10 protein-coding genes are annotated in these 14,491 nt (G+C 71.1%); all 10 read left to right on the top strand.

Translation table 11 applies throughout. The features are described 5' to 3' along the window. Window positions 1-361: 361 nt before the first annotated feature. The 10 genes from AB0M35_RS20575 (at window position 362) to AB0M35_RS20530 (ending at window position 14,259) form a co-directional block, all read left to right on the top strand. Window positions 362-2,515: a TOMM precursor leader peptide-binding protein gene (locus AB0M35_RS20575; protein WP_363747149.1), complete on the top strand. Its 2,154-nt coding sequence runs from the start codon at window positions 362-364 to the stop codon at window positions 2,513-2,515. 55 nt (window positions 2,516-2,570) lie between these two features. Then, window positions 2,571-2,753, top strand: coding sequence for a hypothetical protein (locus AB0M35_RS20570; RefSeq protein ID WP_363747148.1), 183 nt, complete (start codon window positions 2,571-2,573; stop codon window positions 2,751-2,753). Between the two features lie 179 nt (window positions 2,754-2,932). After that, window positions 2,933-3,151 carry a thiazolylpeptide-type bacteriocin gene (locus AB0M35_RS20565; protein ID WP_081476133.1) on the top strand — a complete coding sequence of 73 codons (219 nt, stop codon included), beginning with the start codon at window positions 2,933-2,935 and terminating at the stop codon, window positions 3,149-3,151. A gap of 74 nt (window positions 3,152-3,225) precedes the next feature. Next, a complete protein-coding gene (locus AB0M35_RS20560; protein WP_046564718.1) occupies window positions 3,226-3,411 on the top strand; it encodes a thiazolylpeptide-type bacteriocin in 186 nt (61 codons plus the stop codon). An 89-nt stretch (window positions 3,412-3,500) separates the two neighbouring features. Beyond that, window positions 3,501-5,459: a TOMM precursor leader peptide-binding protein gene (locus AB0M35_RS20555; protein WP_363747147.1), complete on the top strand. Its 1,959-nt coding sequence runs from the start codon at window positions 3,501-3,503 to the stop codon at window positions 5,457-5,459. A 10-nt stretch (window positions 5,460-5,469) separates the two neighbouring features. Beyond that, window positions 5,470-7,101, top strand: coding sequence for a SagB family peptide dehydrogenase (locus tag AB0M35_RS20550; protein ID WP_363747146.1), 1,632 nt, complete (start codon window positions 5,470-5,472; stop codon window positions 7,099-7,101). 26 nt (window positions 7,102-7,127) lie between these two features. Further along, window positions 7,128-9,935, top strand: a complete 2,808-nt coding sequence (locus AB0M35_RS20545) for a lantibiotic dehydratase (RefSeq protein WP_363747145.1) — start codon at window positions 7,128-7,130, stop codon at window positions 9,933-9,935. Then, window positions 9,928-10,977 carry a thiopeptide-type bacteriocin biosynthesis protein gene (locus AB0M35_RS20540; RefSeq protein ID WP_363747144.1) on the top strand — a complete coding sequence of 350 codons (1,050 nt, stop codon included), beginning with the start codon at window positions 9,928-9,930 and terminating at the stop codon, window positions 10,975-10,977. Before AB0M35_RS20545 ends, AB0M35_RS20540 begins: the two co-directional genes overlap by 8 nt. Then, entirely contained in the window at window positions 10,974-12,197 is a 1,224-nt protein-coding gene (locus AB0M35_RS20535; protein WP_363747143.1) for a hypothetical protein, read from the top strand. The genes AB0M35_RS20540 and AB0M35_RS20535 overlap by 4 nt, the downstream gene beginning before the upstream one ends. Before the next feature lie 217 nt (window positions 12,198-12,414). Then, window positions 12,415-14,259: an AMP-dependent synthetase/ligase gene (locus tag AB0M35_RS20530; RefSeq protein WP_363747142.1), complete on the top strand. Its 1,845-nt coding sequence runs from the start codon at window positions 12,415-12,417 to the stop codon at window positions 14,257-14,259. The last annotated feature ends 232 nt before the right edge of the window (window positions 14,260-14,491 follow it).

The following is a 14,491-nucleotide window of genomic DNA, read 5'->3' as shown; positions in this document are numbered from 1 at the left end:
TCGTTTCCTGTGCCGCCACGCAGGGTTGCTTGCACATCGCCAATTAATTCCTTCGGTGAGTTCGGCGGGGTGCCCGGTGGGCAGGCGTCGTATGGCCGCGTGGCTGTGATCCAGGTTGGACGCCATTCGACGCTGTGACCTGCGCTGGAGCCTCGGATGCACCACAGGGTAGCGGAGGTGATCGACGCACGGAAGAACCTCTGACCCCTTGAACGGACGTTTTGTCGCAGCTGCGGCTCACGACCGGGGCATTCGCCGACTACATTGCTTTTTTTGAAAGAGTTTGTTGACGGGGCGAGTAGATCATGGGCAGCATGTAGTCGCTTTCGAGATGGCCGATGTCGATGCATGGGAGCGGTGGATGAGCGAGTCGCCGGACGCCGGGAAGACGCTGGCAATGCGGCCGAAGCTGCGGCACGACGTGGTCTTCCTCGACGCTCCGGCCGGGGCGTACCTGCGCGGCCCGGACACCGCCTTCCTGATCAAGGGCAGGACGGCCTTCCGCTGGTTGACCTCGCTGAGCCCGTACCTCACCGGTGAACACACCCTCGCGCAGCTCACCGCGACCCTCGACGACGGGCAGCGCAGGACCGTGCTCACCCTGGTCCGGGCGCTGATCGCCCGCGGCTTCGCCAAGGACGCGGGGGAGCGCACCGAGCTGCCGCAACCGTTGGCCCGTCGATTCGCCGCGCAGGTCGAGTTCGTCGATCACTTCGCCGACGACCCCACCGGCCGGTTCCTGCGCTTCCACCAGGCCCGGGTGGCGCTGGGTGGCAGCGGGGCACCACTACTGGCGGCAGCCCGCGGTCTGCTGCGCAACGGATGCGTCACTCTGGACCTGTACCCCGAGGACGAACCGGGCTGGTACGTCGAAGCCCTCCGCGCCGACCTCGACGAGCTGAGCGCCGACCAGATCGCGGCCGAGGTTAACGTGCACGCAGCGGCGCTGACGGTTGCCGGCGCCGACGCGGTCGTCTACTGCACCGGCCCGGAGGGCCTGTCCCGCCTCGCCGACCTCGCCCGCACCTGCCACCGCGACGGTCCACTGCTGGTGCCGGTGCACTGGGACGAGCAACGCACCGTGATCGGGCCGACCGTGGCCACCGGCCAGACCCCGTGCTGGCTCTGCGCCCAGCTGCGCCTCACCGCCGCGGCCGATCCGGCGACGTCGGCGCGGTTCTGGCGCCAACTCGCCGTCTCGGTCGGCGCACCGGCGGTGCTGCCCGAGGTGACCGGCCGGATGGTCGGCAACGCCGCCGCGTTCGAACTGTTCCGGGTGCTCACCGGCGCCCTCCCGGCGGACACTGCCACCGGGGTGCTGCTGCTGGACACGACCACGTTGGAGTCCACCCGGGAGCGAGTGCTGCCGCACCCGGCATGCCCGGTCTGCCGGCACGTCGAGGTGCCCATTCCCCCGGCGCCCGCCGACAGCGACGACGAGACGACGTACCAGCGGGCCGAGGTGCTGGTGGCGCCGAACGCCGGCGTCTTCACCCGGTTCGTCGACGACCCGCTGGAACAGGCGCCGCTGAAGACGGCCCGGCTGCGGCTGCCCGGCCGCAGTGGGCCCCGCGAGGTGACCGCCTTCGACGTGCACACCGTGATGGGTGCCCGGCTGGCCGCCTACCGCACGGCGATCCGCGACCACGCCGGCCGGTACGCCGACCCGTCCGGCACGCTCACCACGAGCGCCGCCGAACTGCGGGAACGTGGCGCCGATCCGGTGTCCTGGACGGAACTGGACACGGCGGCCGGCGCACCGCCGGACGACCCGCGGCGGCGGTGGCTGCCCGCCCGGGTACTCGGCGGGGCCGACGAGGTCTGGGTTCCGGCCGCGCTGGCACTGCCGACCGGCGGCCACGACACCGAGGGCTGGGCCGAGCCGACGGTGGCCGGGGCCGCCGTCGGGGCCACCCTCGATGAGGTGATCGACCGTGGGCTGGCCGACGCGCTGGCCTACCACGCGCTGATCAACGCGATGCGCGGTCGTTCGGGCCCACGCCTGGTCTGTGACGAGGAGTTGATCGGCGACGACGACACCGCGTTTGTGGTCAAGGCGGCGCACCGGCTCGGCTGCCGGCTGACGGTCGTCGCGCTGCCGGCCGCCGCGCCGGCCCACGCGGTGCTCGCCGTCACCGAACTGCCCGGCACCGACCGCCGGTACTGGGCGCTGGCCGGTGGCTTCGACCCGGTCACCACCCGGCTGGCCGCCGTGCGGGACGCGGTCGGCCACGTCCAGGTGCGGCACTTCGAGCGGACCGACGCCGACCTCGGCGACCCGGTGCTGCGGGACTTCGAGCCGGCGACGCTCCTCGCCGACCTCGCCCCGGTCGGCTCCACCACCGACCCTGCCGACACCCCAGCCGCGACCGACCGGGCCGCCGTGCTGGCCGCGCTGGCCCAGCGGTCGATCAGCGCGCTGCTGGTGGAGACCACCACCCGCGACATCCATGCCGGCGGGGCGTTCCGCAGCGGCGTGGTCCTGCTGCGCCACCACGGCCGTACGGCCGACTGAAACCACCACGACACGTGGTCCCGACGAGGCACACATCGTGAAAGGAGGTGGAAACATGCCGATCACCCTGAACGACGAGCTGCGTGAACTGGAGACTGAGACCTTCGAGATCGAGGAGGTCGCCGACGGCTCGGAGATTCTCGCGGCGAGCAGCTCCAGCTGCTCCTGCTCCAGCTGTTGCAGTTGCAGCACGTCCAGCTGCTGCAGCACCAGCACCAGCACTTCCAGCTGCGGCTGACCGGGTGAACGGGTTCAACCCGACGCCGATGACCCTACGTCCTGGTGGGATCGCAACACGACGTCCAACCGCCGCCGGTGCGAGCCGGCGAGCAGCCCTGCGTGCCTCCGCTGGAACCATCGTGGTGGTGCGGCCCCTACCAGGACCACTGGCGCCGATCGCGGCTCAAGGAGACGTCCGTGCCGACACAACCCCCGACATCCGGTTCGCTCGCCGACTCGGTCCGTAGCGAACTGCGCGACCTGCAGACCGAGACGTTCGAGGTCGAGGACATCGCGGATCTGTCCGCCGACCTGATGGACATCTGCAGCAGCAGCACCAGCACGTCGAGCTGCTCCAGTTGCAGTACGTCCAGTTGTTGCAGCTGCACCTCGTCGAGTTGCAGCAGCACCAGCTAGGTCACCTGCCGCCGGACGTTCCGCACGCCCGGCGGTCGACGTGACCCGCACACCCCGAGGGGAGGTGTACCCAGATGCCGGAGCTCACTGAGGAACTACGCGCGCTCGAGACGGAGACGTTCGAGATCGAGGACGTCGACGCGATCGACGCCATGGTCATGGACTGGTCCAGCTCCAGCTGTTCCTGCTCGAGCTGTTGCAGTTGCAGCACGTCCAGCTGCTGTAGCAGCAGCACCAGCACCGGATGCGGCGGCGGATAACCGCCGCCGCCACCGTCCCCGCCGGCGGTCCACGTCGGCGGGGCACCCGGTACCCCGCCCCCGCCGCACGACCGCAGACAGGTGAACGCATGATCGTCGACGTCCGGACGACCTCCACCGGATGGGACAGCAGCCTCAAGCAGCTCGGTGAGGTGCTCCACGAACGCCGCCAGGAGCGGCCGCCCGCGCCGGGTCCGACGCCGCTGGACAGCCTAACCGTCCGCATCGCCGCGCTGGGGCTGATCGACGCCAACCGCGACAGCGCCGAAACGGTGTCCGGCGGCGACGTCCTGCCGGTCTGGTTGTCCAGCGCCACCGCGATGGTCGGCCCACGCTGGTCGCCGCCGACCCAGGGGGAGCACGTCGGACCCTGCCCGCTCTGCGTGCAGCGCCGCTGGCAGGCCATCCGGGTACGCGAGGAGCGTCACGCCCTGGAGCACGGCGCCCGAGTCGGCACGGTCGGCGCGCTGCCGCACCTGACCCCGTTCGCCGTCGACGCCCTGTGGCAACTCCTCCTCACCGCCGCCGACTCGCCGCCCGACCGGCCGGGAGTGGGCCGCCTCTGGCAGCTGCGCATGGACACCCTGGAGACGACGACCGTGGCGGTGCTGGTCGACTCCGAGTGCCCGGCCTGCGCCCGTCCCGTACCGGACACCGCCGAAGCTGCGGTTATGCCGCTGACCAGCCGCCCCAAGCCGGATCCGGAGTCGTACCGGCTGCGGTCGGCCGGAGAGCTTGACCTGCCGGTGACGGCGCTGGCCAACCCGCTCGTCGGTGCGTTGGGCGGCAACGCGCTGCGCGCCTACAACGCCACCGCGACCGCGCCGGTGACCGGCTACTTCCGGGTACGCAGCCGCTACGACCTGCACGAGATGTGGTGGAGCGGGCACGCCAACAGCTACGGCAGCAGCGAGACGTACGCGTTGCTGGAAGGGCTGGAACGGTACGCCGGCCAGTTCCCCCGGGCCAGGACGACCACGGTCTTCGACAGTTACGCCAACCTCGCCCCGCACGCCCTCGACCCGGCCGGCCTCGGCTACCACCCGGCGTTCTACGAAGGCCACGGGCTCTACTACGCCCCCTACTCGCCGACCGAACCCATGCACTGGGTCTGGGGCTACTCACTGCGCGACCAGACACCCCGGCTGGTTCCCGAGCAGTTGGTCTACTACCTCGACCGACGCGCCGACCAGCGCAAGTTCGTCCAGGAGTGCTCCAACGGCTGCGCCAGTGGCAGTTGCCTGGAGGAGGCGCTGCTGCACGGCATGCTCGAACTGGTCGAGCGGGACGCCTTCCTGCTCGCCTGGTACGGCTCCGCGCGGCTGGCCGAGATCGACCCGACCACCTGCCGCGACGAGCGGGTGCACTTCATGATCGATCGGGTGAACCTGCTCGGGTACGACCTGCGCCTGTTCGACACCCGCGCCGACCTGCCCGTCCCGGTGGTCACCGCGGTCGCCGTCAAGCGCGGCGACGGGCTCGGTCAGCTCTGCTTCGCCGCCGGCGCCAGCCTCGACCCCGATGACGCGGTCCGCGCCGCGGTCTGCGAGACCGCGTCGTACGTGCCCGGGTTCGACGAGCGGGTGGCCGCCAGCGAAGCAGAGCTGCGGGAGATGACCCGCGACTACACCAAGGTCACCGAACTCAGTCACCACGCCCTGCTGTACGGCCTGCCGGAGATGACCGACCACGCCCGGTTCCTCTTCGACGACCCGCCGCTGCGGTCCATGAGCGACCTGTACGGCGACTGGTTGGCGACCCGGCCGACCCACGACGACCTGCGGGCCGACACGGAATACCTGAGCGGGCTGATCGCCGGCCTGGGCGGGGACGTGGTGGCGGTCGACCAGACCTGCCCGGAGCAGGAGATCGTCGGGGTGCACACCGCGGCGGTGGTCGCCCCCGCCCTGGTACCCATCGACTTCGGCTGGCATCGGCAGCGGGTGCTCTACAGCGAACGGCTGGATCGCCATCTCGCCCGGGGCCAGCACGGACCGGACCGGCTCGGCGCCACCGGCCGCAACCTGAACCCGCACCCCTTCCCGTAGGAGCACCGGCATGCAGCTTTCGGCCCGCGACATCGTGCGGGACTACACCGAGTCGGTCTTCCGCCGGGCCCGGGTCCCGATGGAACCCCTCAACTACGAGGTCAACTGGTCCGACCAGCCCTCCCGTCACACCGCCTACCCGGGTGCCTCCCGGTTGCCGCTGCCGACGCGGCTGCCCGAGCTGGCCAGCCTGCGTGACCTGCTGACCGGCAACTCGCCGGCACCGGTGGGCGGCTGGTCGATGGCCCGACTGTCGACCCTGCTCCGGCTGTCGTACGGGGTGCTGGAGCGGCGGATGACCGTCAACTGGAACCAGGACATCACCGCCCGGTCGCACTTCGAGAACGCCGTGTGGGGGCGGGGCACCGCCTCCGGCGGCGGCATGTACCCGGTGGAGGTGTACCTGGTGGCCGGGGCGTCCGCGCCGGTGCTGCCCGGCGTCTACCACTACGACACCGGCCGGCACGTGCTCCAGCGGCTGTTGGTCGGAGACGTCAGCGACAGCATCCAGGCCGGCCTGGCCGCCCCTGAGGGCGCCGACAGCTTCCTGGTGGCGAGCCTGCGGTTCTGGAAGAACTCCTTCAAGTACAACAGCTTCTGCTACCACGTGGTCACCCAGGACCTCGGCGCGCTGCTCGGCTCCTGGGAACTGCTGGCCTCGGCGCTGGGTGTGCCGCTGCGCCGGCTGCTCTGCTTCGACCCGGAGCCGATGGATCGGCTGCTCGGTTTCGACAGCGACCAGCAGAGCGTGTTCGCGGTCGTGCCGCTGCAGTGGAGCGCCGACCCGGCCGGAACCCGTGACCCCGCCGTGCCCACCCGGGTCGGGGACGGCGGGGTCACGCCGCCCGTCCAGGTCCACTACGCCGCCCACGAGCGCTCGAAGCGGGTGCAACAGTTCCCGGCCGTGACCGCGGTCCACCGCGCGGCGGCCGACACTCCGGCCACTGTTGATCCCACCGCCGTCGTCGACGCCGCACCCCGGCCACTGCCCGGCGAACCGGTCGCGCTGCCCGAACCCCGACTCGACCTGCTCGACCGTCCCCTGTCGACGGTGCTGGCCACCCGGTCCAGCAGCTTCGGCCGGTTCCGGCGGCCACCCGAGCTGACCGTCGCCGACCTCGGCACCACGCTCGCCTTCGCGACCGCCGGGCGGCCCCAGCCGGCCGACGCCGGTCTACCTGCGGACGCGCCGGCACTGACCCGGCTCTGGGTCTTCGCGAACCACCTCGACGGTCTGCCCGCCGGGGGCTACGCCTACTGCGCCCAGCGACACGCGCTGCTGCCCGCCGCGCCCGAACCCGACGTCGGGATGTCGGCGTTCCTGCAACAGCAGTACTTCCTCACCAACTACACGATGGCGCAGGTCGGCGCGGTGCTGGCCATCTCCGGCCGGCTCGACGCCGTGCTCGACGCGTACGGTCCCCGGGGTTACCGGATCCTCAACGCCGAGATCGGCGCGGTGGCGCAGCGGGTCTACTGCGCCACGACCGCCCAGCAGGTCGGCTGCGGTGCGGTGCTGGGCTTCGACAACGTCTCCATGGACGACGCGTTGGGTCTGTCCGGCACCGACGAACGGACCGTGCTGTTCCTGCTGATCGGCCGCAACTCGGACGCCGTCGCCAACCTGGAGTACCGGCTGTGACGCCCCCGACCCGCACCGACCTGCCCATGAAGGAGACAACCGTGACGGTGGCCCTGCCCGCCCCACCGGCCGCCGAGATGTCCTGGCGGATGCCCGAGGTGTTCATGCTGCGCACCGGCGGCCTGCCGCTGGAGGTCGCCGACCGGCTCGCCTTCGATCGCAGCGCCGCCTGGGCCCAACAGGTCGTCGACCTGGAGACGCGGCTGCGGGAGACCGGTCGGGAGTTGGCCGACGCGCTGCAGGCGGTGGTGGCCCGCCACCTGGACGACGACGGGCTGCGGCAGCGGCTGATCCGGTTGCGCCGCGACGTGTACAACCTGCGCCGGCCGCGCCCGGCCGACCCGGCGGCCTGGGCCGACGTGCTCGGCGGTGCGGACCACCGGGCGCTGACCGACTGGCTGGAGACGTTCGCCGCGTACCAACGCCGCCGCAGCGACGGCGCGTCGGTGCTGGCCGAGGAGTTGACCGAGCGCCGCGCCGTGCTGCGGGAACTCGCCGACGACCCCGACCTGCGCGGCGGGATCCTGCTCGCCTCCCCGTCGCTGGACCAGTACCTGCCCGGATACCTCGCCAACTCGGCCCGGCCCGGCAAACGGACCCGCCGGGTGGAGCGGTCGCTGCTGGAGTACGCGCTGCGGACCGCCTGCAAGACCAGCCCGTTCAGCCGGCTGACCACGGTGAACGTCGGAACGTTCCGCCCCGGCGGTGGTCGGCTGCTCGACGTACGCCCCGCCCCGGACGCGGGCAAGGCAGCGGTGGCCCGACTCAACCTCGCCGTACTGGGTCGGCTGTCGGCGATCGTGCTGGCCGACGAGACGCTGCGTGCGGACCTGCCGGTCACCGTCACCACCGGCTGGCGCATCGAGCGGGGCCGGCTGCGCTACCTGCGGCGTCGCCGGACCAGTTCGGAGGACGGCGACGCGGCGATCACCCTGGAGTCGATCCACGAGTCGTTGTTCGTGCTGCCCACGGGGCAGGTCCTGCACGACATCCTGGCCGTGCTCGACGGCGGTCGGGTGCGTCGGCTCTCCGACCTGGCCGCCGACCTGGTCACCGACGGTCGTCCCGCCGACGAGGTCGGGCAGTACCTGCACCACCTGCTGCGGGTCGGCCTGCTGGTGGTGCCGAACCTGCAACTGGACATCCACGCCGACGACCCGGCGGAGGGCTACCGGCTGGCGCTGCGCGCCATCGACCGCCCGTGGGCCGACCGGCTCGCCGACCGGGTCGCCACCGTCAACCGCCTGGCCACCGAGTACCCGGCCGCCGACACCGACGGCCGGCGTGCCGCGCTGGCCCAGATCCGCCAGGAGTTGCTCGCCGCCCACACCGACCTCGGCCGCGCCGACGTGCCCGCTCCCCGGACCCTGGTGTACGAGGACGCCACGCTGCGCACCGACGTGCCGGTCACCGCTGACCGGGACCAGTGGGAGCGTACGGTGCTGCCCGGGTTGCGGGCGCTCGCGCGGATCATGCCGGTCTTCGACGTCAATATGCCCCGTCGAGTGGTCACCAAGGGCTTCTTCAAGGCCCGCTACGGTGTCGGGGGGCGCTGCGACGACCTGCTCAGCTTCGCTCACGAGTTCCAGCAGGACTTCTACGAGCACTACACCGGGCGGGCGATGCGCCGCCGGGCGTTCGACGCGGACAACACCTACGTCCGGCAGGAGAACTGGTTCCGGCAGGAGGAGATCACCACCCTGGACGACGCGCGCATCGAGGTGGCCCGGCGGGTCAACGAGGCGTACGCCGACCTGCCGGCCGACGCCGAGGAGATGGTGCTCGACGAGGCGTTCATGACCGAGGTGGCCGCGATGGTGCCGGACACGCTCGGCACCCTCGACCCGCGGTCCTTCTTCCTCCAACTCGCCGACCAGGGCGAGCGGCAGCGGGTGGTGGTCAACCGGGTCTACTCCGGCATGACGCTGCTCTTCTCCCGCTTCGCCCACCTGTTCGCCGCCGAGGATCTGGCCGGGGCGCTGCGTGCCGAGTTGGCCCGGCTCCAGCCGGCCGGTGCGGTGCTCGCCGAACTACGCGGCGGGTACGACGCCACGAACCTCAACCTGCACCCGGCGGTCACCCCCTACGAACTGGTCTGCCCCGGGGAGATCAGCTTCCGGCCGGAGGCCGAACAGATCCACATGGACGACCTCAGCGTCGAACACGATCCGCTGACCGATCGGCTGCTGCTGCGTTCCCGCCGGCTCGACGCCGAGGTCATCCCGGTCTACCTGGGCTTCCTGTTGCCGATGGCGCTGCCCGAGGTGCAGCAGGTGCTGCTCAACTTCGCGCACCTCGGGATGGCCCAGCCGGATCTGTGGGCCGGTACCAACGTGCCGTTGCCCGACCGGGGCATGATCGGCTACCCCCGCATCGTGCACGGCGATCTGGTGCTGCAACGGCGGATGTGGAAGCTGCATCCCGATCACCTGCCGCCCGCGCGTACCCTGCAGGTCGACGACGCCGACTGGTTCCTCGCCTGGCAGCGGTGGCGGCGCGAGAACGGCCTGCCGCGTCGGGTGTTCGCCACTCCGGAAGGCACCCGCCTCGCCCCCGCCGCAGCCGATGGTGAGGCGCCCGCCGGTGGTGGCGCGGCCGCTGGTGGTGCGGCCGGCGGTGGTCGGCCGGAGCACAAGCCGCTCTACGTCGACTTCGACAGCTACTTGTGCCTGCAACTGCTGGACGCGATGGGCCGGTCGGCGGGCAGCCGGTTGGTGCTCGTCGAGATGCTGCCGGACCGTGACGAGCAGATGGTGCGCGCGGCGTCCGGGACGTACGTGACCGAACTGACCGTCGAACTCAACGGTGTCCGAGGGGGACTCGACCGTGACTGACTATCCGTCGCCGGTGGACCATGGCTGGCTCAGCGTCCACGCGTTCTACGCCAGCAACGCCAACCCGATGCTGGTGGAGGGCGTGCGCCCGCTTGTCGACGAGTTGCGTGACGAAGGGCTGATCAGCCGATACTTCTTCATCAAGTACTGGATGGAGGGCCCACACGTACGGTTGCGGGTGCTGCCCGCCCCGGGCGTCGACCCGCAGCTGGTACGCACCCGGGTGGACGAGGCGCTCGCCGCCTTCCTGCGTCGCCGGCCGGCGCTGTACGAGGTCGACAGCGAGGGGCTCGGCGACCTGTACAAGCAGATGTTCCTGGCCGAGTACGGCCAGCAGCGCTGGGACGCCGAGTACGGCCCGGACGGCACGATGCCGATGCGGGCGAACAACAGCTACCACCACATCCCGTACGAGCGGGAGTACGGCCGTTACGGCGGCCCGGCGGGCATCGAGTTGGCCGAGTGGCACTTCGAGCACTCCAGCGACGTGGTGTCGGACCTGTTGGCCACCACGAACGTGCACGTACGGCCGGTGCTGCTGGGCCTGTCGGCGCAACTGGGCATGATGATGTGCGCGGTGTTCCTCGACGACGACCGGCGCATCGCCGAGTTCCTCGACGAGTACCGCCGTTTCTGGGAGGTCTCGTACTCCGAACCGAGCGACGACTACCACTCCAGCTTCGACACCAGCTACCAGCGGATGGACGGCGCGCTGCGCGACCGGTTGGCCGCCATCCGTGCGGCGGCACGAAGCCAGGCGTCGGCCCAGGCCACCGGCGTCGAGGGCCGCTGGGCGGCGCACTGCCGTGAACTGCGTGACCGGGTGGTCGCATTGGCCGGGCAGGGCAAACTGGTCTTTCAGCGCGGCGATGCCGAGCCCCGGGTGGTCGAGGACCTCGACGCGGTCGTGCCGATCCTGCTCAGCTCGTACGTGCACATGACCAACAACCGGCTGGGCGTGAGCATCCTCGACGAGATCTACCTGTCGTACCTGATGCGTACGGCGCTGCTCGACGAGCCGGCGCCGGCCGGATCCCGATGACCACCGTCGAGGCCGGCCAGAGCACCACCTGGGCCCGGCCCCGGCTGCGGCCCGAGGTCGTACTCGGCCCCGGGGTGTGGCGCGATGGCAAGATCGTGCACCACGTCAAGGACCCGCAGACCGGCTGGTTCTACCGGGTGGGGTCGCGCGAGCACTTCCTGATGTCCCGGATGGACGGTACCCGGAGCCTGGACGACCTGGCCGGCGAGTACGCCGACGCCTACCAGCGTCGGCTCGGGCCGGAGAACTGGCAGCAACTGTTCGGCATGCTGCACAAGCGGCAACTGCTGCACGGCGCGACAGACCCGGACGCTCTCGCCGCGCTCACCGCCTCGGCCGCCGCAGGCGCGGCGAAGGCCAAACGTGGCCCGTTGTCGGCCCGACTGCCCCTGTTCGACCCGCAGCGGCTGTTCGACCGGGTGCTGCCCTGGCTGGCGCCGGTTTTCACCTGGTGGTTCGTGGTGCCGGCGCTGGCGCTGGTGCTGGCCGTGGTCGGGTACGTGGCACGGTACCTGCCGGAGTTGGCCGACGGGATCGGCGGTGGCCGACCGCTGCCGGCGATCCTGCTCGCGGTGGTGGTCACCTGGCTGATCGTCTTCCTGCACGAGTGTGCCCACGGCCTCGCCTGCCGGCACTTCGGCGGTCGGGTCACCGAGATCGGGGTGATGTGGCGTTTCCCGCTGCTCGCCCCTTACTGCAAGGTCGACGACGTGGTGCTGTTCACCCCGCGTCGGCGGGTCGCCACCGCGTTCGCTGGTGTCTTCGTCAGCATGCTGGCGCTGGTGCCGTTCGCGGCGCTGCGCCTCTGGGGCCCACCCGGGGTGCTGTACGACCTGGCCGGCACGATGCTGATCTTCGGCACCGCCACCGCCGCCCTCAACCTGGTGCCGTTCCTGCGTCTCGACGGCTACCACATGCTCAGCCACGCGTTGAACCTCGCCGACCTGCGAACCGACACGTACCGCTTCTACGGCAAGCTGCTGCGCCAGGGCCCACGCGCGGTCAGCGGCCACCGGGTCCGCGACCGCGTGGCGTTCACCCTGTACGGGCTGACCTCCGTCCTGTTCGCCGGCACCGTGCTCACCCTCCTGATCCGCTACTGGTACACCACCCTCGCCCAATGGCTCAGCCCCACCTGGGCCGTAGTCATCCTCACCGCCGAAGCCGCCCTCCTGGCCGCCCTCGTCACCCACCTAACCCGCCGCCGCCCCACCCCCTAACCCACCCCCCATCCCCCTCCCGCCCCCCTTGGCGCGTCGATCTTGCACTTTCCGTCGGGATAAAACCGGCGAAAGCCGTGAACCAGCGACCAGAAGTGCAAGATCGACGCCGAGTGCGCGGGTGCGCGGGTGCGCGGTGGGTGGGGTGGGTTTTGGGGTTTTAGGGGTGGGGTGGGGTGGGGTGGGGGAACATGGGGGCGGCGTTACGGGGGACGTGATGGCGGTGGCGGGCGTGCGGGAGACAGCGGTTGAGCCGATCGTCAGCGGTGAGGACGGCAGCCTGGCCGAACAGGTGTGGCGCAACGCAGCGGAGGATCCGGACGCGGTGCAGTTCATCCGCCCGGACCCGGACCCACGGTCCTGGCCGGTACGGCGGTCCGGACACGGCGGCGCACTGCCGGTGACCTGCCGGCAGTTCCGCGACGACGTGCTGGCGTTGGCCCGTGGCTTCATCGCCGCCGGGCTGGTCGGCGGCGACCGCGTCGGCCTGCTCTGCCGTACCCGCTACGAGTGGACGCTGGTCGACTACGCGCTCTGGTCGGTCGGTGCGGTGAGCGTACCGATCTACGACACCTCCAGCGCCGACCAGATCCGCTGGATCCTCGCTGACTCCGGTGCGGTCGGTTGTGTGGTGGAGACGGCAGACCATGCCGCCACGGTCGACGGGCTGCGGCCGGAGCTGTCGGCGTTGCGGCAGATCTGGCGTGTCGACAACGGCGACCTCATCGAGCTGGTGGCCCGGGGACGTGCCGTCGACGTCGCAGCGGTGGACGCCCGTCGCCACGCGGTGACCGGCGACCATTTGGCCACGATCGTCTACACCAGCGGCACCACGGGTCTACCGAAAGGCTGCATGCTGACCCATCGCAACATCTCCGCCGACATCGGCAACGCCACTGCCGTGCTGCCGCAGTTGCTGCATCCGGGGGCGTCGACGGTGTTGTTCCTGCCGCTGGCGCACGCCTTCGCCCGGCTGATCCAGGTCGGCATGGTGTGCACCCGGGCCACGATGGTGCACAGCGCCGACATCTCCGGGGTGCTCGACCAACTGCGCCGGTTCCGGCCCACGTTCATCCTCGCCGTACCGCGCATGTTCGAGAAGCTGCACGACCAGGCGCGGCGTACCGCCGAGGACGCCCACCGGGGCCTGCTGTTCAACCTCGGCGAGCAGACGGCCCTGCGTTACAGCCGGGCCCTCGACCGACCGGGCGGACCGCGCCTGCTGGTGCGCCTGGCGCACCAGGTGTTCGACCTGGTCGCGTACCGCCGGATGCGCGCCGCGCTCGGCGGACGGTGCCGGATGGCCATCGTGGGTGGGGCGCCGCTGGGGGAGCGGCTCGCGCACTTCTTCCGGGGCGTGGGCATCACCGTCCTGGAGGGGTACGGCTTGACCGAGACCTCCCCGGCGTTGGCGGTGAACCTACCGTCGGCGATGCGGATCGGTACGGTCGGTCGTCCCCTGCCCGGGGTGCGGATCCGTATCGCCGACAACGGCGAGGTCCTCGCTCGCGGTGAGGTGGTGTTCCCCGGCTACTGGAACAATCCGGATGCCACCCGGGAGGCGATGACCGACGATGGATGGCTGCGCACCGGCGATCTCGGTCGGCTCGACGACGACGGTTACCTGTGGATCACCGGCCGGACCAAGGAGATCATGGTCACCGCGTCGGGCAAGAACCTGGCACCGGCGCCGATCGAGGAACGTATCCGGGCACATCCCCTGGTCAGTCAGGTGATGCTGGTGGCCGACGGTCGGCCGTACGTCGCCGCGCTGGTCACCGTCGACCCGCAGGCGTGGCAGCGGTGGCGGGACGAGCACGGGCAGCCCGGCGCCTCGCTGGCGAAACTCCGCGACGACCCCCGACTGCGGGCCGAGATCCAGCATGCGGTCGACCGGGCCAACCGGACGGTGTCGCGTGCCGAGCAGGTGAAGACCTTCCGGATCCTGCCCCGCGATCTCACCGAGGTCGACGGCGAACTCACCCCCACCCTCAAGGTCAAGCGGGAGGCGGTGCAGGATCACTTCGCCGAGGAGGTCGCCGCACTGTTCCGTCGATCCTGAGCCTGCTGCGGCCGTGACTTCTCGCTCGCTCCTGAGTCTCCGCCGGGCCGCCTCGTGGCGCGGCGGCGGCCTGCCAACGGCGCACCACAGCGTCGGCGTTCGACCCGGCCGAGGCTGGTGCGCCCGTCTACCCGCCGCCATGCCCGACCTTTCCGCACACGACACGCCGGACGCTATGTGATCGCATGGTCGCGGCAGGTTAGGGTTCGTTCGCATCTGTTGGCTGGCGGCA

Source organism: Micromonospora sp. NPDC051196, assembly GCF_040682415.1.
Classification (GTDB): Bacteria; Actinomycetota; Actinomycetes; order Mycobacteriales; family Micromonosporaceae; genus Micromonospora.
This window is presented reverse-complemented; position numbering and strand designations above follow the sequence as displayed.